Source organism: Weissella sp. ESL1156, assembly GCF_058505625.1.
In genome coordinates this window covers 1318229-1335775 of sequence record NZ_CP196372.1, presented here as the reverse complement: position 1 = coordinate 1335775, position 17547 = coordinate 1318229, and the positions used below count along the sequence as shown (strand labels likewise).

Annotated in this window: 34 protein-coding genes; 25 read left to right on the top strand and 9 right to left on the bottom strand. The window is 35.6% G+C overall.

Annotated features, from left to right (window positions below; genetic code table 11):
- Positions 1 to 8: 8 nt before the first annotated feature.
- Positions 9 to 1070 (bottom strand): tRNA dihydrouridine synthase, encoded by a 1062-nt coding sequence (locus ACSKY2_RS06915; RefSeq protein ID WP_489877243.1) that lies wholly within the window; start codon positions 1068 to 1070, stop codon positions 9 to 11.
- A gap of 223 nt (positions 1071 to 1293) precedes the next feature.
- Between ACSKY2_RS06915 and ACSKY2_RS06910 the strand changes: the two genes are divergently transcribed.
- Positions 1294 to 2289, top strand: a complete 996-nt coding sequence (locus ACSKY2_RS06910; protein ID WP_489877242.1) for a YeiH family protein — start codon at positions 1294 to 1296, stop codon at positions 2287 to 2289.
- A gap of 255 nt (positions 2290 to 2544) precedes the next feature.
- A complete protein-coding gene (locus ACSKY2_RS06905) occupies positions 2545 to 3096 on the top strand; it encodes a 3'-5' exonuclease (RefSeq protein ID WP_489877241.1) in 552 nt (183 codons plus the stop codon).
- 24 nt (positions 3097 to 3120) lie between these two features.
- On the opposite strand, the gene ACSKY2_RS06900 is transcribed toward ACSKY2_RS06905, so the two are convergent.
- From ACSKY2_RS06900 to ACSKY2_RS06875, 6 genes are all read right to left on the bottom strand, one after another.
- Positions 3121 to 4197 (bottom strand): site-specific integrase, encoded by a 1077-nt coding sequence (locus ACSKY2_RS06900; protein ID WP_489877240.1) that lies wholly within the window; start codon positions 4195 to 4197, stop codon positions 3121 to 3123.
- A 158-nt stretch (positions 4198 to 4355) separates the two neighbouring features.
- Positions 4356 to 4568, bottom strand: coding sequence for a hypothetical protein (locus ACSKY2_RS06895; protein WP_491737213.1), 213 nt, complete (start codon positions 4566 to 4568; stop codon positions 4356 to 4358).
- Between the two features lie 163 nt (positions 4569 to 4731).
- Positions 4732 to 5109: a PH domain-containing protein gene (locus ACSKY2_RS06890; protein WP_489877239.1), complete on the bottom strand. Its 378-nt coding sequence runs from the start codon at positions 5107 to 5109 to the stop codon at positions 4732 to 4734.
- Between the two features lie 83 nt (positions 5110 to 5192).
- Positions 5193 to 5603, bottom strand: coding sequence for a hypothetical protein (locus ACSKY2_RS06885; RefSeq protein ID WP_489877238.1), 411 nt, complete (start codon positions 5601 to 5603; stop codon positions 5193 to 5195).
- Between the two features lie 3 nt (positions 5604 to 5606).
- Positions 5607 to 5957, bottom strand: coding sequence for a helix-turn-helix domain-containing protein (locus tag ACSKY2_RS06880; protein ID WP_489877237.1), 351 nt, complete (start codon positions 5955 to 5957; stop codon positions 5607 to 5609).
- Positions 5958 to 6249: 292 nt separating this feature from the next.
- Positions 6250 to 6387, bottom strand: coding sequence for a hypothetical protein (locus ACSKY2_RS06875; RefSeq protein WP_489877236.1), 138 nt, complete (start codon positions 6385 to 6387; stop codon positions 6250 to 6252).
- A 209-nt stretch (positions 6388 to 6596) separates the two neighbouring features.
- On the opposite strand from ACSKY2_RS06875, the gene ACSKY2_RS06870 reads away from it, so the two are divergent.
- Positions 6597 to 6743 (top strand): hypothetical protein, encoded by a 147-nt coding sequence (locus ACSKY2_RS06870; RefSeq protein WP_489877235.1) that lies wholly within the window; start codon positions 6597 to 6599, stop codon positions 6741 to 6743.
- On the opposite strand, the gene ACSKY2_RS06865 is transcribed toward ACSKY2_RS06870, so the two are convergent.
- Positions 6733 to 7065, bottom strand: a complete 333-nt coding sequence (locus ACSKY2_RS06865; protein ID WP_489877234.1) for a hypothetical protein — start codon at positions 7063 to 7065, stop codon at positions 6733 to 6735. The genes ACSKY2_RS06870 and ACSKY2_RS06865 overlap by 11 nt on opposite strands.
- A 66-nt stretch (positions 7066 to 7131) precedes the next feature.
- Between ACSKY2_RS06865 and ACSKY2_RS06860 the strand changes: the two genes are divergently transcribed.
- The 4 genes from ACSKY2_RS06860 to ACSKY2_RS06845 are packed head-to-tail and all read left to right on the top strand — an operon-like array spanning position 7132 to position 8650.
- Positions 7132 to 7359 carry a hypothetical protein gene (locus ACSKY2_RS06860; RefSeq protein ID WP_489877233.1) on the top strand — a complete coding sequence of 76 codons (228 nt, stop codon included), beginning with the start codon at positions 7132 to 7134 and terminating at the stop codon, positions 7357 to 7359.
- Between the two features lie 12 nt (positions 7360 to 7371).
- Positions 7372 to 8118 carry a phage antirepressor KilAC domain-containing protein gene (locus ACSKY2_RS06855; RefSeq protein WP_489877232.1) on the top strand — a complete coding sequence of 249 codons (747 nt, stop codon included), beginning with the start codon at positions 7372 to 7374 and terminating at the stop codon, positions 8116 to 8118.
- 56 nt (positions 8119 to 8174) lie between these two features.
- Positions 8175 to 8321 carry a hypothetical protein gene (locus ACSKY2_RS06850; RefSeq protein WP_489877231.1) on the top strand — a complete coding sequence of 49 codons (147 nt, stop codon included), beginning with the start codon at positions 8175 to 8177 and terminating at the stop codon, positions 8319 to 8321.
- A 59-nt stretch (positions 8322 to 8380) separates the two neighbouring features.
- Complete coding sequence (locus tag ACSKY2_RS06845) at positions 8381 to 8650, top strand: hypothetical protein (protein ID WP_489877230.1); 270 nt, start codon at positions 8381 to 8383, stop codon at positions 8648 to 8650.
- Here the strand turns inward: ACSKY2_RS06845 and ACSKY2_RS06840 are convergent.
- Positions 8647 to 8922, bottom strand: a complete 276-nt coding sequence (locus tag ACSKY2_RS06840; RefSeq protein WP_489877229.1) for a hypothetical protein — start codon at positions 8920 to 8922, stop codon at positions 8647 to 8649. The two genes, ACSKY2_RS06845 and ACSKY2_RS06840, sit on opposite strands and share 4 nt — an antisense overlap.
- Before the next feature lie 84 nt (positions 8923 to 9006).
- Here ACSKY2_RS06840 and ACSKY2_RS06835 point away from each other — a divergent pair, with 84 nt between their 5' ends.
- The 18 genes from ACSKY2_RS06835 to ACSKY2_RS06750 all read left to right on the top strand — a co-directional run bounded on the left by ACSKY2_RS06835 (position 9007) and on the right by ACSKY2_RS06750 (position 17547).
- Positions 9007 to 9291 (top strand): hypothetical protein, encoded by a 285-nt coding sequence (locus ACSKY2_RS06835; RefSeq protein WP_436585701.1) that lies wholly within the window; start codon positions 9007 to 9009, stop codon positions 9289 to 9291.
- Between the two features lie 3 nt (positions 9292 to 9294).
- The gene (locus ACSKY2_RS06830; RefSeq protein WP_489877228.1) at positions 9295 to 9519 is read left to right on the top strand and encodes a hypothetical protein; all 225 of its coding nucleotides are present in this window, start codon (positions 9295 to 9297) and stop codon (positions 9517 to 9519) included.
- A 22-nt stretch (positions 9520 to 9541) separates the two neighbouring features.
- Positions 9542 to 9748, top strand: coding sequence for a hypothetical protein (locus tag ACSKY2_RS06825; RefSeq protein ID WP_489877227.1), 207 nt, complete (start codon positions 9542 to 9544; stop codon positions 9746 to 9748).
- On the top strand, positions 9745 to 9897 hold the full coding sequence (locus ACSKY2_RS06820) for a hypothetical protein (protein ID WP_489877226.1): 153 nt from the start codon (positions 9745 to 9747) through the stop codon (positions 9895 to 9897). The genes ACSKY2_RS06825 and ACSKY2_RS06820 overlap by 4 nt, the downstream gene beginning before the upstream one ends.
- A 54-nt stretch (positions 9898 to 9951) precedes the next feature.
- Positions 9952 to 10401: a hypothetical protein gene (locus ACSKY2_RS06815; RefSeq protein ID WP_489877225.1), complete on the top strand. Its 450-nt coding sequence runs from the start codon at positions 9952 to 9954 to the stop codon at positions 10399 to 10401.
- A gap of 10 nt (positions 10402 to 10411) precedes the next feature.
- Positions 10412 to 10825 carry a hypothetical protein gene (locus ACSKY2_RS06810; RefSeq protein WP_489877224.1) on the top strand — a complete coding sequence of 138 codons (414 nt, stop codon included), beginning with the start codon at positions 10412 to 10414 and terminating at the stop codon, positions 10823 to 10825.
- Complete coding sequence (locus ACSKY2_RS06805; RefSeq protein WP_489877223.1) at positions 10816 to 11022, top strand: hypothetical protein; 207 nt, start codon at positions 10816 to 10818, stop codon at positions 11020 to 11022. Before ACSKY2_RS06810 ends, ACSKY2_RS06805 begins: the two co-directional genes overlap by 10 nt.
- Entirely contained in the window at positions 11019 to 11723 is a 705-nt protein-coding gene (locus ACSKY2_RS06800) for an AAA family ATPase (protein WP_489877222.1), read from the top strand. Before ACSKY2_RS06805 ends, ACSKY2_RS06800 begins: the two co-directional genes overlap by 4 nt.
- A 2-nt stretch (positions 11724 to 11725) precedes the next feature.
- Positions 11726 to 12292 carry a DUF669 domain-containing protein gene (locus ACSKY2_RS06795; protein WP_489877221.1) on the top strand — a complete coding sequence of 189 codons (567 nt, stop codon included), beginning with the start codon at positions 11726 to 11728 and terminating at the stop codon, positions 12290 to 12292.
- Positions 12292 to 13173, top strand: a complete 882-nt coding sequence (locus tag ACSKY2_RS06790; protein ID WP_489877220.1) for a hypothetical protein — start codon at positions 12292 to 12294, stop codon at positions 13171 to 13173. Before ACSKY2_RS06795 ends, ACSKY2_RS06790 begins: the two co-directional genes overlap by 1 nt.
- 13 nt (positions 13174 to 13186) lie before the next feature.
- Positions 13187 to 14572, top strand: coding sequence for a DUF5906 domain-containing protein (locus ACSKY2_RS06785; RefSeq protein WP_489877219.1), 1386 nt, complete (start codon positions 13187 to 13189; stop codon positions 14570 to 14572).
- Between the two features lie 265 nt (positions 14573 to 14837).
- A complete protein-coding gene (locus tag ACSKY2_RS06780) occupies positions 14838 to 15311 on the top strand; it encodes a RusA family crossover junction endodeoxyribonuclease (protein ID WP_489877218.1) in 474 nt (157 codons plus the stop codon).
- Complete coding sequence (locus ACSKY2_RS06775) at positions 15304 to 15642, top strand: hypothetical protein (RefSeq protein WP_489877217.1); 339 nt, start codon at positions 15304 to 15306, stop codon at positions 15640 to 15642. Before ACSKY2_RS06780 ends, ACSKY2_RS06775 begins: the two co-directional genes overlap by 8 nt.
- 131 nt (positions 15643 to 15773) lie before the next feature.
- Positions 15774 to 15917 (top strand): hypothetical protein, encoded by a 144-nt coding sequence (locus ACSKY2_RS06770; RefSeq protein ID WP_489868576.1) that lies wholly within the window; start codon positions 15774 to 15776, stop codon positions 15915 to 15917.
- Between the two features lies 1 nt (position 15918).
- Positions 15919 to 16596, top strand: a complete 678-nt coding sequence (locus tag ACSKY2_RS06765) for a hypothetical protein (RefSeq protein WP_489877216.1) — start codon at positions 15919 to 15921, stop codon at positions 16594 to 16596.
- Between the two features lie 14 nt (positions 16597 to 16610).
- Positions 16611 to 17036, top strand: coding sequence for a hypothetical protein (locus ACSKY2_RS06760; protein WP_489877215.1), 426 nt, complete (start codon positions 16611 to 16613; stop codon positions 17034 to 17036).
- The gene (locus ACSKY2_RS06755; RefSeq protein ID WP_489877214.1) at positions 17033 to 17218 is read left to right on the top strand and encodes a hypothetical protein; all 186 of its coding nucleotides are present in this window, start codon (positions 17033 to 17035) and stop codon (positions 17216 to 17218) included. The genes ACSKY2_RS06760 and ACSKY2_RS06755 overlap by 4 nt, the downstream gene beginning before the upstream one ends.
- A complete protein-coding gene (locus ACSKY2_RS06750; RefSeq protein ID WP_489877213.1) occupies positions 17218 to 17547 on the top strand; it encodes a YopX family protein in 330 nt (109 codons plus the stop codon). Before ACSKY2_RS06755 ends, ACSKY2_RS06750 begins: the two co-directional genes overlap by 1 nt.

Below are 17547 nucleotides of genomic sequence, written 5' to 3'. Positions count from 1 at the left end.
CTTTTTTGTTATTTTGTTGTAATTGCAATCGTATCAGCAGCCTTTTTTGCTGCCCATTGTTCATCGAATTGATCTAGTAATTCACGAACTTGGGTCGTATTTGTGGTATCCATTAAAGCAACGCGTAAATCTGAGGCGTATGAAAAATGACGAACGTAGATTTTAAAGAAGCGCTTCAATTTTTGGAAATGCATGGGACCAAATTCAGCAGTGAATTGATCATATAAATCTAGTTGCATACGTAGCAATGTTAATGTTTCATCAAGTGTATGCTCACGAGGTGTGATTTCAAAAGCAAATGGATTTTCAAAAATGCCACGACCAATCATGATACCATCAATACCAGGATGTTGGCGGACTAACTCAAGACCAGCAGTACGGTCTTTGATATCACCATTAATTTGTAATAGCGTATTTGGTGCAATTTGATCACGTAAAGCAATCAAACGATCAATATACTCATAATGTGCTGGTACTTTTGACATTTCCTTACGAGTACGCAGATGAACAGTTAATAGTGGGATATCTTGTTTTAAGATGAATGGAATCCATTCTTCAAACGTATCGATTTGATTAAAACCTAAACGTGTTTTAACAGAAACAGCAAGACCAGCTTTTTTGGCTCCAGCAATAATATCTTTGGCATTGTCAAAGTGACGAATTAAATCTGATCCGCCACCATTTTTAACAACTGTGGCAGCAGGACAGCCCATATTAAGATCAACGGCTTCATAGCCACGTGCTTTTAAATCGAAACAAGCCGTTTCAAAATCGATAGCACGGTCACCCCATAATTGTGCAACGGGCATTTTTTCTGATGGGTCAACATGTAAACGACCTTGTACCGTAAATTTTGCCTTCGGATGCGTAATGCTACGCGCATTTGTAAATTCAGTGAAATAAACGTCGGGGCCACCAGCGGCGGCGACAACGCGGCGAAAGACAGAATCAGTCACTGCCTCCATCGGTGCCATGGTGAAGAAGGGGATGGTTTCTAATCCTGGTACAGTAGGATGTTTTTGTGCATCGGCAACAACTTTTTGCCAATAAGGTGATTTAACTTGGACCATTTCTAATGCCTTTCTTATATAAAGTATTTATTTTCAAATCATGTCTTGTAAAATTTTTAAAACCTTATCCATAGTAGCGATATTTTGAAAAATTTTCAAGATACTAACTTCTTAAAAGTACACAAAATCAATTTTTCGTTATCCTCAGGACAAATAACATGTGATTTTGATGACAAGGTGTATAATGAAAATAATTTGCTTTAGGAGTTATTTAGGAGTTTATATGAGAATACATAAGAATATGGTCGCCGGCATTGTGCTGACGTTTTTATTAGCCTTAGTTGCTAAATTATTGTCGCCATTATTACCAACATTAGGTGCTGAAGCATTGGCGATGTTGGCAGGTATTGTTTTGGGTAATACAGTATTTGCAAATCAGCGTTGGGCAGCTGGTGTGAAGTGGGCAGAAAAATATCCTATCGAAATTGGCATTGCTTGCTTAGGATTGAATGTCACCTTACAAAATATGGCATCATTAGGATTGCGTGGCGTCATCTTTATTCTATTACAAATGGCTTTGACCATTGTCTTTGTGATGTGGTTGGGTGGTCGTGTCTTTAGAGTTGCACCAGAATCAGCAATGCTAATGGGTGCTGGTAACGCCGTTTGTGGTTCGAGTGCGATTGCATCGGTAGCACCAGCTGTCGGTGCGACTGACGATCAGCGACGTACTTCAGTTGCAACAGTCTCACTAGCTGGTGTTGTCCTGTTGTTTGTTTTACCAATTCTAGGACCAGCAGTTTTGCCAAATAATATGATGGTGAGTGCCTTAATCGGTGGTACTGTCCAATCAGTTGGTCAAGTTTCTGGAACAGCTTCTTTGGTTGGTGGTAGTGTTGTGACTTATGCACCAATCTTTAAAATGTTGCGTGTGATTATGCTATCAGTTGTTGTCATTTTTATGGCACGGCATGCTTCAAAATTGGCCGTCGACGGGACAACAGCGACAAAAACAAAGATTAGTATTCCTTGGTTTGTGACCACGTTTATTATCTTCATGTTGATCAATTCATTTATTTCACTACCACACGTGTTAACGCATACTGCACAAGGTGTGACAAATTTCTTTGGTATCGTTAACTTGGCTGGGATTGGTCTAAATCTAAAATGGACAACGATTAAATCTTCAGGTGCTAAGTTCTTAAGCTATGGTTTGGTAACGATTATTTTCCAAGTATTGGTTGCCCTTGCTTTGATTTATTTATTGATGGGTGCCTAAATTAATGATATAAAAAAATAGTTTTATGCAAAAGACTGGTAATCTCATCATTTAGTAGGGAGATTATCGGTCTTTACTGCAACAGCGGTGATTGTAGCAGGTCTCTAGTTATTCAAGTCATTTAATTACTGTTAAAATAAGATTAACGCGCATTTCTATCATTGCTTCTATGACATCTTAAAAGATAAGTAAGCTAAAAAAGAATTAGAAAGGGTTTTATGAAAAATATTTTGGGGAAGGATCATTAGGTGGGGGATGTTATTTACAAATTTAAAAAATTATGTCGTGTTTGACTTAGAAATGAACGGGAGTAACCAAATTATCGAAATTGGTGCCATAAAAGTTACTGGTGCCAAGAATATTGAAAAATTTTCGATAATCGTTAATAATCCGCCAGTCGGTAGTGCTATGAAATCTTTTCGATATATTACTAAAGCTATGGGCGGTAAAGATGGTTGGATTACGTTAGATATGATCAACCATGGTATTTCTGAAGAACGAGCATTAAATCGATTTATGCGCTTTGTTGGTGATTATGCCATTGTTGGTCATGCGATTGTTGATGGGGATGTGCAATTGATTAAAGAAGGGCTACAACATCATAATCTAGGTAAGTGGGAGACACGCGGGAAATTATATGATACACAACAGATTCATGGTGCAATTACGGGTAATCCTCAAGATATTTCTTTAAAAGATTTGGCGGAAATTTATGGCGTTAATTTAGGGGAACAAAAGCATCGTGCTTTACCGGATGCCAAAGAAACATTAGCTATTTTTTTGGCGATGAAAAAAGTATTCCTTTAATAACGCTATTTATAAGCTTTTTGGTCACTTTTGGTCACCGTAGTTTAATATTTTAAGAGTTAACTCATCTTGAGATTGTTCTTTTTCTTTAAGAAGATGTGAATATATGCTCATTGTAACGTTAGTGTTCGCATGTCCAACACGTTTACTAATATATTGAATATCAATGCCACAGTATAACAAGTAAGAAACGTGTGAGTGTCGTAGTCCGTGAAAATGAATACACGAGACACCAGCGTCCTTTGTTAATTTTTCCATGTGTCGTGACACTGTTTTAGAATCTATTTTTTTATCAAATAAGTTTTTAGAATTATTTTTTAAGGAATAATCATGAATGATATCATTTAAACTATCAGAAATAGCGACGGTACGATTTGACGTAATGGTTTTAGGCTTATTTATAGTTCTAATTGCCATCGAGTAAGACTTATTAACGATTATGGCATTGTCTTTAATGTCATCTATCGTGAGAGCTTGAACTTCGCCAATACGCATACCGGTTTCTAATGCAATTAAAGCCATTAAATAAAATGGGTAATTATTCATATCATCAGATTTTGAATATAAGTATTTTTGAAGCTGTACAAATTCATTAGCATTTAAGAAATTATCATGATGCTGAATTTCTTGTCCTGTTGCCTTTAATCTCGAAAAAATATCACGTTTGATAATACCATCAAGATAAGCTTCATGTAATATCATTTTAATTTTTGTTACAACAACTTTAACAGTACTGATTGCATGTGTTTTACCATATTCATTTAATTGTTTTTGAATTAAAATAGTTGTAAGTTTATCCATGGGAACATTTTCGAAATTTTGTTTAACAAAATTTAATGCTGCCTGATATGTGTAGTAAGTAGCTGGCTTGACAGTACCTTTCTTATTAACTTCAATCCATGTTTTATAATAATCTGGAAATAGAATTTTGCCAGCGTTAATATCTGAACCATCAAATATCTGATTTTCTATTTTCGTTACCCATTCAGTGGCAGCTTTTTTAGTATCGAACGTCTTACTAGGTTGTTGTCGAACGCCTTTTGCATCAACATAAGATGCACGGGCACGCCATTTCTTACCACGTTTAGTTATACTTGCCATATTAGTTTAAACCTAACCTCTCGCGTAAAATTTTTTGATAGTTTAAAGACGTGTCTAGGTCTGATATACTAGATACGTGAATAAAAGCGCAAAAACGCTTTGTTAATATTTTAATGGCGCGTACACCTAAAGTTTGGTCATGGAGGGTGTGCGTGTTTTTATTTGCTATCATATTTATTAACGTAGTAACCTATAATTCCTAATACTACCAAAACAGCACATATAATGCTGATTATGACAAAATGATCTAAGAAAAAACCAATTATGCTAGTAATGATGACGGCTAGTATTAGCCAAGGTATCAAAGTCCACAATCCTTCTAAAATAATGAAAAACAGTGCAATAAAGCCAATTATTCCAAATAAAAACATGCCAACTACCTCTTAATTTAAGAATGTTACTTTCAAAGTAATTAAGTGCAACAATAGTTGTTACAAATTTTCATTTGTAACATACGCCTTAAACTCTCAACGTGAATTATTATAAAATTTATGTACACTATCCTAATGGATAGTTTTAAATATAATACACGAACTATAGGACTTTTTCGGCAAGCAAACGTTGAACATCTGTTAAAGCTTCGCCTTTTCTGAAATCTAATTTTTCAGAAGGTTCAGCTTGCCCAGAAATCCAAATCTTAATTTCACCATCTAAATCAAGATGTCCAGCAGTTTCAATCGAAAACTTAGAAATTGAACGATAAATTACTGATTTGTATTCAATCTTAGTAGCAGTGATGCCTTGTTTATCAACAATGATAAGTCGCTTGTCAGTAAAAATAACCAAGTCACGTACAAGTTTATATGAATGTTCGATCACTTCATCAGTAATAAGTAGTGGTTCAATTTCTGAACGAACACTTTCATTTGAAACCTTAGTGGCATTACCTAATAATCCGTTAAGTAGTTCCATTGCATTGCTCCTCAAGCTTTTAACGTGATTCCTGCCTGCACGTAATATATATGCAACTGAAGATGGCTTTTTCTACATTTAATTTAAATTTCTTGTATTGCATCTTTAACAATAGGTTCAAACCAAGAGGGCAAGTGAAACTTATTCATAAAGTCAGTGTAATTACGATATTCTAAAGGTGTGTCACTATAAGCCAAGGTTGCTAATATATAAATCATGCCTTTATTGGCAGTAATTTCAGATTGGTTTTTAAAGCCGATTGAGAAATGATAAAGCATGGGCTCACCATCACCATATATAATGTGTGAAAGTTCATGAGATTTTCTAGCAACCATAGGATAGGGCGTAATGAACGCTGTGTTAATGATAATAACTGGCGGTTTATCAACTCTAATAATAACCACATCTGGATCATCAGGGCTAAATTCAGCATATTGTAGAATAACATTTGATGAATAGATGAGTTTATTAACCTGTTCCTCTAATTCGTCCATATGTCAATCCTCATCACCATCAATTAAATTTAAAATTTCAAGAATACCACGTTTTGCCTTATCCGAAAGCTCACGCCCTTGAAATTCCATAACAACACCCTTATCAGATAGAGCTTTATCAAGATTGATAACTTTGTCTGATTTTTTATTTGCGTGCATATCGTCAGTGTTACCTAGTAGGTAATCGACTGAGACGTTTAGGACATCAGCGACCTTTTGTATTCGGTCTATACTGGGCTTTTTATTTTTCCAACCATATATGGAATTTATGCCAATTCCGGCAGACGTGGCAGTATCTTGCAAACTCATTCCACGTTTTTTTGCAATTTCTTTTGTTCTTTCAAATATTGTCATATCAAGGGTTCTCCATGGTTGACAAATTTATTTAATTCAATCGAGTATTTTTATGTTGACATTTTTATTCGATTGAGTGATAATAAATTCATCAAGTAATTGAGCAACAAAAAACAGACCTAAAATAATCAGAGCTTTGGTGAGCGAATGTTGATATACAGGCGTTTATTGTGCTTATTTCGTATGCTTTTATATTACTCCATCGAGTAAATAATTGCAACAACTTGATAATAAATAAACAGGAAGGAAGGCGTAAAAAAGCCCCATCAGTTACGACAGGGCACGAACCAAATTACTTATGGTTCTTTGAATGTTTAACAGCAGCAACTAGCACAAGAGCACAGGTAGAACCTAAAGCACCAACGAATGTTGATAAAAATTGCTCTAGTAATTGTTGTAAAACACTTAACAGATCAAACAAGGTTTGCACGTTCTGCACCTCCTAGCCGTCCCGTTTGTGGATATGGGACGATAAACAAGCACAAAATAAAAGCCGCTTGGTATCCACTCCAAACGACTTCATGCGCAGAGATGCGAACAACGCAAGTCTTTGTTTAATCTGTAACTACATTATACAAGTGTTGTTGCAATAATTGCAACAACTTGATAATGAATAAACGGGAAGAGTAGGTGTTGCAGATGAGTAAATTACGTACAAAAATTAAAAAATTTTATGATGAATGGTTTGGAAACTCTTGGACTAATAAAGATTGGCTTTGTCTGATTTATGCTCCAATTGTGTCAGTTTTAATGCAAATTATAATGGATAAATTTTTTAGCGATTAAGCCACCAAGCAATATATGCAGTAATTATTGGCCAAACTAAACTTATGATCCACTTAACAAATTCTTTTCTACGAATTGAACGAGCCTCAAAAAATACTCGAATTCCTTCGTCTGTAAGTTCGGGTGCAGGGACAATGGTACTGAATTCAATTAGATTTTTATTACACAAAGATTTAAGAGAAATTTTTGTTCGTGCTGGATTTATAAAGTATAGCGGGTTTCGTGAAATTCGTTCAACATATGTATCGAAATTTCCATGAGGGACTATCTCACTGTTAATAAATGAAAGGATTTTAAATTCATCTTTTGTAGGTGTGTACATTAATATATTCTCCGTTAATTTACTTTTGATTAAATATTATCACAAAAAAACAAAGGAGGTTGCGCCATGACCGCAACAACATATGAAGAGGAACAAGACGATCTAAAGCGTCGGATTAAAAAACGCATTGAGGATGAAATGTGGGAACGAAGGATTGATCGACAAGGGGATCTTGCTGACATGATTGGTGAGGGAACTTCTCAAACTAATCGAGCAATCAACGGTGAGAATTCACCTAAGTCAAAGGCAATTCGTAAGAAAATTTTTACACTATTTAACATCACAGATTTATAAGGAGAAACAATCATGAATAATGAATTAATCAAAGTTCAGACAACTGAACAAGGAGAGCAACTAGTTAGTGCTCGTGATTTATATAAAGGTTTAGGAATTAAAGAAAGATTTAGTCTATGGTTTGCTCGATATAAAGATATGTATGTTGAAGACGTTGATTTTACAAGTGTAGGTTTACCTACGGTTGTTAATAATGGAGCGGCAAGGACACTTCAAGATTATAAATTAATGGTCGACATGGCAAAACACATTGCCATGATGACCAAGACAGAAAAAGGTAATCAAATTAGAGATTACTTCATTCAAGTCGAAAAGGAGCATCAAGCATTGCTAAACGACCCACGTTACCAAATGGCAATGGGAATGAAGTCAGCTCAAATGTTGCTGAACCACAAGGACGAGATTATTGAAGAGATGAAACCTAAAGCATTGTTTGCTGATGCAGTATCCGCCAGTCAATCGTCAATTCTTATCGGCGAGTTGGCTAAGTTGTTAAAACAAAACGGCATAGATATTGGGCAAAATCGTTTGTTTACTTATCTTCGCGAGAAGGGTTACTTGGTTAAGAGACTTGGAACAGATCGTAATATGCCTACCCAAAAAAGTATGGAACTTGGCTTGTTTGAGATTAAAGAGCATAACCACATAAATTCTAACGGTGTAAACGTAACTACTAAAACGCCAAAAGTAACCGGTAAGGGACAACAATACTTCATCAATAAATTCCTTGGTGAAAGCAAAATTGAATTGGAAGTATAGGAAATGTATGTATCTGGCGTATTAAACGAACGAAGAAAATAAAGGAGGTTATGAAGATGGATAAAGAAGCAAGAGAGGAAATCGCTAATGAAATTTTCGAAGATTTGAAAGAAAAACATCTCCTAGAAATCGATGCAATTGCGATTCTAAGAGATGTGACTTCAAAGATCTATGAAGTTCAAAGTAATCACGTACTTCATTAATAGCGGTCACTTTGTTCTAAAAATAATTTATAAGCAAATTCATTAAGGAGGCTGTGCAGATGGATGAAAATACTATTTTGAACTCAATACAAGAAGGTGCTAACAGAATCACGGAAGAGATTGATGAAATTGCTTCAACAATTGCTGAAGATTTAATTGCTGATAAAACAAATAAGACTTATTCAGATGTAATAACAAAATTACAACAGAATAAGCCTAGTACTTCTAATTTATACGCTCATGAAATATACGAATTGGTAATTCAAAAAGTTAATGAGCAGGCACTCAATGAACCAGCATCTGAGAAATTAATTAAGAATCCATATTAAAAAATATTTTCTCGGATAAATTTCCAATCGCTTTTTGCTAGGTGACCTTGATATGAATTTGTAAGTTCACATATAAAAAACGTGTCATTTGAATCGACTACTTTTGCTAATTTATCAGCCATTAAATCAGGAGTCAGGTCATTACTTACCAACCAAGTAGATTCTAAAACTTTAATATATGAACCATCAAAAGATTTAATAGTATTTTTTACATCTTCATATTTTTGGCCTGGTTCATGTAAATCGTAACTAATAACAAATGGTTTACTCATAGTTTAGTACTTCCTTTCATCAGTGTAGGGGAGAATTGCGACACTCACAAATCTAAGTATAGCAACAAAAAGGAGGAACACGCTATGGCATCAACATTAAAAATGGATACTGAACGGTTATCAAAACTTGAGCAGTATCACAAGTATGGTTATCCGCAAATCATGTATACGTCAGACCTTGAGATTTATATGGGTCAGAAGTGGGAGACTATCAAAAAGAATTTCGGTAATCGTCCTGATTTTCCAATGAGGCAGTTCGGTACAGTTTGGTCAGTACCGTTGGATGATTGGAAAGGGTTCTTATCAGCCTGCTATACAGGACAGATTTATAAGGGACTTAAGAGTGCTGAATTTGAGCAGGAGGAATAGAACATGTTAACGGAAATGATATTTTTTGGAAAGTTAGCAATAGCAGCATTCCCACCAGCGATTGCATTAACAATTGTAATCATGACGGTAGCTTTGGTTATTCGTAATCACGGTGGAGAGATCGTTCGTTATGTTGGTCGTCTCATGAAGTGGTTAGTCATGACAATGTTCAATGAACCAGAGGCAGCACACCATATGACAAAAACTTGGCGTGATCAACAAAAATAATTAATTTGAAAAGGAGAAAAATATGACTGAAAAATTGGTAATCAAAGCAGGTAATAACAAGGTGAGAGGTTATAACCCAGTATTTATAGATGCGGCACACCACGAACAATTGAAACAGCTCTCAGTTACAACAGGATTATCTATGCGTACATTGACAGAACGTTTATTGACCTTTGCAATAGATAATTTAGAAATTCAACAATCTGATGATGGAGAGCGTCCAGAATGATAACGATTGAATTAGCAATAGCACTAAATAATGAACGTAATCATGTGTTTAATAATTACTTATTTGCCCCCGATATGGTGGCACAAGTTTTACACATGAGAGCGGAAGTAGAGCATGAAATTAATGCAGATGAAAGAAAAAACGCCTAATCATTCGCACTGATCAGACGTAATAAAACAATTAATAAACGAGGTAATTATATCATGACTTTTAATAAAATTAACCCTATTAACTACAATTTTCATAAAATAAGCACATCTGGCACCGGAAGAAATGTATCTAAAATACCATCGGTATCAATCATCACTGTTGGTTTTTATTTAAACAAAGCTGCTACAGCAAAAATGTTAAAAGAAAGCGATTATTACGAAATCTATTTCGATAATGATAACGATATTGTTTTGTTTGCTATATCAGATGCGAAGTCGACAGGAGCATCAAAAATAGCCCAAACAGGTAAAGGTGGTTGCACATTAAGTAATAAAGCTGCGATGCATGAGGTTACCAATAGCAACCCACAACTTAATTTAAGGAACTACTCATATAAATGGGAACTTGAAGAATATATAGATGATGAGTTTGCTGGTTTTATTTTCAAACCCAAAATTGAACCTTATTCAAAAAAGTTGCGTAATAAGCCTATGAAATTTTAGGGGGATAAAAATGAACATTCAACAAATGAAAATGCCTGCAATTGTTAATGAAGATGGAGAATTAATCCCATTAAATCAGGCAATCAACAAGAAAAATATCAAAGATGTTTCCGATGACCAATTGGAAGACATCGCCTACACAGTAAAGATGTTTGATCCGCAAATTAATATTGTTAAAGCAGAAATGAAACAGCGTGTGAAAGACGGACATTCATTTAGTCGTTATGTTTTATCTGATCGTGCCAATAACAAACTTGATATTGATAACAATGTATTCAAGCAAGAAATGCAGCTTAAATATGGCTGGGACGCATTAGAAGTAAAAAGTGCTGTTCAACTAAAACGTAAATACGGCGACCGAGTAATCCCAGATATTGAAAAACATACGGTTCATGGTGTAAGGCAGGTGGCTGAATGGCAATAGCGACTAATCGAGATTATGAACCAGAAGATGATCCACTAATCTTTGGGGAAACCATCTTTGGTCAAACTATCTATCAAGGTGATGAAGGTGTTGTTAAAGTCGATCAAGGCTATTTGTTACCGGATGAATTTAGCGATTATGTTATCTATTATCTAAGTAATCCAGTTGATACAAATAAAGTGGGGTATTGGGAATGAAATTTTATAAAGCTGGTGAAATACCCAAAGTTGGCAATATGTACTTCATTTATGGCGATGGTGGAACAGGTAAAACTAGTCTTTCTAAGCAGTTTGATGGACGAAAGTTGTTATTTAGTTTTGATGGTTCAACTAACGCCATTGCTGATACCAAAGATACAGATGTGACATCATTTGAAGATACTGATGCACCGAAAATACAACAATTGACAAATTATTGGTTAGATCGTCTTACCTATACGGTTGATGAAACTGGTGCAAAAGTTTTAAAAGGAAATTTTGATGTTATCATCATCGACAATGTTACAGCTTTACAAAATTGGGTACTTGAAAACATTGACGGTGCTTCAAAAGATGGACGTCAAAACTATCAAAAACTGCAAGTCTGGTTCAGAAACTTAGGCATGTGGTTACGTGCTACAAACTTAACAGTTCTAGCAACAGCTCATCAACTTGATAACGGTTCATCAGGACTGGATGGCAAAGGACGTTTTGAAGCTGATATGAATGAAAAAACATTTAACGCTTTTACTGCACCTTTTGATATTGTTGGGCGAATATACAAACAGGATGGTAAACGATGGATAGATTTGGACACCGAAAATGGTAATCATGCTAAAAATCGTTTGGATAATCGAACAATAATTTCTGCAGATGAACTGGTACACGCAAAAAAACAAGAAAACGAAGAGGATAAATAACTATGGCTTTTACATTTAACAAAAAAGATATTCAACTTGCGGGCGCATCATTACACTTTGGTGGTGATTACAACGTAATTATCAAAGATACAGAATACAAAGGACGAACTCGAAATGATCAAGAATATTTCGTGGCTACTTTTGAAGTCTTGGATGGTGAAGATATGGGTTCTCATATCACACAAGTATTCATCGACGATACCGATTCAGAAAAGCCATTCCGTTACCGTGAAATCAATGCAGTTCTAACTGCGACAAACGTTATTCAAGATGGTGTAACTGTCGAAATCAAAGACTTAGCCAAAGGCATTATTGGTCGGCAGTTAGCCGTACGAGTAAGAGAATTTGAAGAAGGTTCATATAACGGACATAAGACATTTAATCCAAGAATTGCTGATTATGCACCCTTGATGAAAGATGGCTCAAAACCAGATAAGACAAATCCTAACCCAAAGTTTAATAACAATAATCCATCAGTTCCTGCTGCTAATCCATTTGGTAATGCACCAATTCCTAGTGATGATGAAATTCCACCATTCCCAGATGATGATCCATTTGGAACAAAGTAATGATTAGCGCATTCAAGAAATCAGGCGTTGAGAATGATTATGATGTTGTTGATGAATTGGATGTTATTACTTACGTTGAAAGCTTGCCTGCAGTACACGAACCTATTGAAGATTTATGGGAGTTCAAGCATTATTCTGCTCAATATTTTACACCTAGTGAATTGAAGTCAGGCTTAGCAAGGCAAGCAACGAATATAAAAAATATCCAAGGTATCACATTTGACTTAGATATGGTCGATGACTGGCATGAATTGATGATGAAGTTTTACGAGTTAATTATCAATTTTCATTTGGAATGTTATTTGTGGAAATCACCCAGTGCTTATGTGCAAACAGAAGGACACAAAAACGGTTCCCGAATATTTGTTCCTTTAGCAGAACCGATTCATCCTAAATTACTTAGTCAAGCTGTTGATGAATTAGTCATTGCTTTTGCTAAATCTGGATTTAATCTTTTGGATTATGGCGCAGATTTAAAAGCATCCAAAACGATTGGCCGTCTAATGGGCTTACCAATTCAACAAAGGGACACGATTGTGCCATGGAATTTAGAAGAATGCAAACGATACCGTGTAAGAGCCAAATATAGACCTAGTCAATTTAAATCTACTTTTGATCATGAAGGTTTCATAGGTTTAAATGAACCATCGGTTGAAAACTTAACCAGTTTCATATCAGGGTACGTTGATAAACATCATCTTGGATTTAACAAGGGTGAACGTGATAACAATTTAACTAAAATTTATGGTGGACTATCTAAAGCATTCAGCAATGTTGATCCTGATGCTCTATTATCGGCTTTCTTTGAAACAGGGATTGCGCAAACACTAGATCATCCCGAAAAAGACATTAGTAGCAAAAGTAAACGATTATTAAGTTAAGAAAGGAGGAACTATGGTTAAACGATTGAATTCAGTCATTGCATTCGACAAAATCAATCCACCTTTCAATGAAGATGATGTTATTAAATATGGTTATACAACTGACTTTGTGGACAATTACAATTGGTTAGAAAATTCAACCAACGGTAAAACAATTAAATACAAAATCACGTCAGAAATTCAATTTTTAAATTGGTTGATTGGTAAAGATAATCTAGCAGTTAAAGATGATTGGGGTTATATGTGGAACGGTTCATATTGGGATCGTGTGAAAACAAAGCAAGTGTTCAATATGTCCGATGTCTCAATTATGTTTATTTGTGATAAATTACGAATTTCAGCTAATAAAAAGCGAGAATTGCAGCGAGATGTAAAACCCTATTTGATTGAACGTTCTCGTGGTTTTGATGATTCCATTAAGCAAAATTATATCGGTTTTAAAAAATGGACATTGAATATTCAAGAAAACAATTTTTTCGAACCAGTGAAAGAGATGAACATCATCAATGGGTTCAATTTTGAGCCAATTGCTAACCAGTCGCCTGAAACTTGGATAGCCTATGCCAAATATATGTTTGGCGTTAATGCCAGATTCGTCTGGGCTTGGTTAGGTTACGCATTTCAAAATGAAATGGGGTGGAAACAAGGCGCTTTATTTTTATTAGATCCAATCGGCGGAACTGGAAAGACACATTTTGTCACAAGAATCACTCAAGCTATGTTTGGTGAAGAACGCACTGGTGCGTTTAAACTAAAAAATTTACAAGGAAACAATGCACGCTTTGAGACAGCTAGATTTGTTGGTAAGTCACTCATGGTCGATGATGATGCTAGCAAGGTGAGATTTAAAGAAGATGATACTTTCAAGTCTGTCACTGGTGGCGGTTTAAGTCCAGTTGAGCGTAAAGGAATTGATGGAACTGATTTTCGTATCACAGCCAAGATGTTGGTCAATGTTAATGAAATGCCAACGTTTAATGATAGTGGAGCAATTAAACGTAGATTGCATATAGTGAAAACCGTTGCACCAGTTGCTACTTCTCAGGAGATTGAGAGACGAGATGAAATGTTTCCAAGTTGGAAATTAGACAAAGAAACACCAATGTTGGCAACATATGCAATCGAACAATATCAACTTGCACTAGCTGAAGATTGGCAAATTTATGACAACATTGCGGATGACATTGTTGCACTGGATCCATTTAGTCGTTGGCAACAAACTCTTGAAAAGGGTGAACGAAAAGCTGGTGAATTATATGGCGAATATGAACAATATTTCTTAGGTCTCAATTTAGGTGAAGATCAAAAACCAATGACCATGTCATCGTGGGGCAGAAAAATGGCTAATTGGTATACAAAAAAGAAAACTATGAACGGTGTTATGTACGTAATAAAATGAAGGGTTTGAAAAAATATGAACACTTTATGTAGGGTTACATGAACACTTAAACCATTGATATGAAGGCTTTTATGAATACTATGAATACTTATTTTACTTTTATTATTATACTAGAAAAAATAATAAAAAATAAAGTATATATAAATAGGAAACAGGAAACCCTTCATATTGGTCAAAACGTTGATACATCAACCATTAAGTCATCATAAAAGGGGTCATAAACCCTTCATAACCCTTCATAAGTATTCATATAAGAAAAGATGAAATGAAAAAGGTATTTGAAGCAAAAATTGAATTGCCTGTTAAGTTTTCATCAGGTAATCAAATGCAACAAGGTAATGGAAGGTTGTATAGATCTAAAAAGTATCACGATTATCATGATTATTTGAAAGACAGCTTGTTGGATGTCATTGATGAAGTGAAACCTAAATTAAACGCAGGGTGTGCTTATCGACTAAGGACGATGTTTATTTACCCAATTCCAAAATCGATGGTCGCAAGTAAGAAAAAACGTGATGAATTTAATTCAACTGTAACTTTGCCAGTTACAAGGGGAACAATTGATTTAGATAATTCAGCCAAGGGTACAAATGATGTACTTCAAGAGGTACTTGGCTTTGATGATAGTCAAATAGTGAGTGAAGAATTGCATAAACGATACTGGCTAGGTGACATGTATGTATTGAAAATCGAATTGTACGAGTTGCCAAGTGATATGGAGATTGAATTTTATGATTGATAGACATTTATATGACAAATTTGTTGTCAGATACGAACAAGGATGGGGATTGGCCAAAATTGCTAAAAACTTAGGATTAGCTTTTGATGATATTGTCGGTAATGAATTTTTAGGAAGATTAAATTGTGAAATGGCTGAATATCGTCGGACTCCCAAAATTGATACAAAAAAGATGTATGAGTTAATTCACCTACTCGAAAAGCGGTATTGCGTTGGTGAAAGCGAAATGGACGAAAATGGTAGAATGCATGAAATTAAATTTACTGATGACATCATTCCCAACGATGATCCACAAATGATTGAATTACGGAAAGTCGTCAACGGAGGCTAGATGATGATCGTTTTAAAACAGCTAAATGAATTTGCACGAAGCCGTGGTTATCGTGATTGGAGCGAATTTAAAGCGTATGAAGAACCTGAAGTAGTGCGAGAGGCACTCAAGATGATTGAGAGGGGTTACTAATGACAAAAACGGTAGATGAATATTCTTATCCTGAAAAGCTGATTCTATTGAGAAATAAAGTTCTTAAATTAATAGACGAAAATCAAGACGGATATATAGATACGGATGAATTAGAAGATTTCGTAGATAAATGGGGAATTTAATATGACAGATAAAGCATATATTGTGGCGAATGAGCAACAAGAGCGTGAAGTGTTGGAGAGGTTCGAACAAGAAGATCTTGAATGGTTAGGGTTCGTAGATAAAATTAAAAAACCAACAGACTTGATACCAAGCCATTATGCGCATGAATTTTACTTTCCTTACTTTTTGACTAGCAGAGGAACCAATGTTTATTGGGGCCAGGTTGAACAATTAGGTGCAGAAGAAATTGTATTTGACGGACGAAAGGAAGAGCTAATGGACGAGAAATATGTGGTTTCGCAGGAGTTTATGGAAGAGTTGGAGGAGTGGAAAAAAAGAGGAAATGCTGAGACGTATTTTGTTGGCTCGTGTGATATATCAATGCTACCAAATGATATTAAACGTTGGTGGAACCATCCAGAAATAAACAATTTTGAATGCAATAACCGCCTAATCGCAATCATTAGTTGGGTTAACGGTAAAGATGTCTTTGAACTGGAGCACAAGAAGTGGATAGTACGAAGTAAAGATGTTGGTAACCAGGGGGAATACCGCTACGTTTTCCTACGCAGTGTATCTGGTTTGCAGGAAGCTAAAATGGTCTATGAGCAAGCCGTTGCTACCCACTTTGATACTAAGGCAGAAGCGGAGGAGTGGTGCAATAGCCACCAAGAAGCCATCAAAATAGATATAGACTAAGGAGACAAATACCTATGAGTAAGAAGTACCAAGTAACGCAAGAGTTTATGGATAGCCTAGGAAAGTGGCGAGAGGCCCATTATAACCACGTAGGTACCCAGGCTATTAACCTAGTTTCCTTGCTAAGACTACCAGAAGATGTACAGGAGTGGTTGACGGCACGAGAATGGCCTACAGAAGAAAGTAACAACCGTCTAATCGCAATCATTCGTTGGGTAAATGGTGAGGATTTATTTGAGGTAAAAAAAGGAGATTGGATAGTACGCAATAAAGAGACTGATGAGATTGGTGATTACCGCTACGTGTATATACAAAGGCACTGGGGTATGACGGAAGCTAAAACGACTTATGAGCAAGCCGCTGCTACCCTCTTTGATACCAAAGAAGAAGCCGAGAGCTGGGCTAATTCTCATCAGGAAGTTATTGAGGTAGAAATATGATAACTGCAATCTATTTCAGAGACCGTGTAATTGAACCTTATGGTCATGTAAGCGATGTTTTTGTTGTTGGCGATAAAAAGTATCGTGTTATTAGAAGAAAAAATCCTGATTATATTGGTAGTTACCCACAGGGTAATCGGCCTGCTAAATATCTTTGGGGGTTTGAAGAGGTGGAAGAGTAATGCGAGAGTTTAAATTTAGAGAATGGCATCAAAATCATATGCGTTATTGGGACGACATTGGTTTCTTTCACTTATATGTGTTAAATGATGGTAAGGGTGTCTTTGAACAATACACAGGCCTTAAAGATGAAAATGGTGTTGAGATTTTTGAAGGTGATATTATACACATTCCATTAGCTCAAGCCTATTATCTAAATAATACAGTAGCAATTGTGTCATACACAAAACATGGTGAATGGGTCGCAGGGAATCTGCAGCTAAGTTATATATACCAAGCTGTTGAAGTTGTTGGCAATATCCACGAGAACCCTGAATTGTTGGGAGAATAA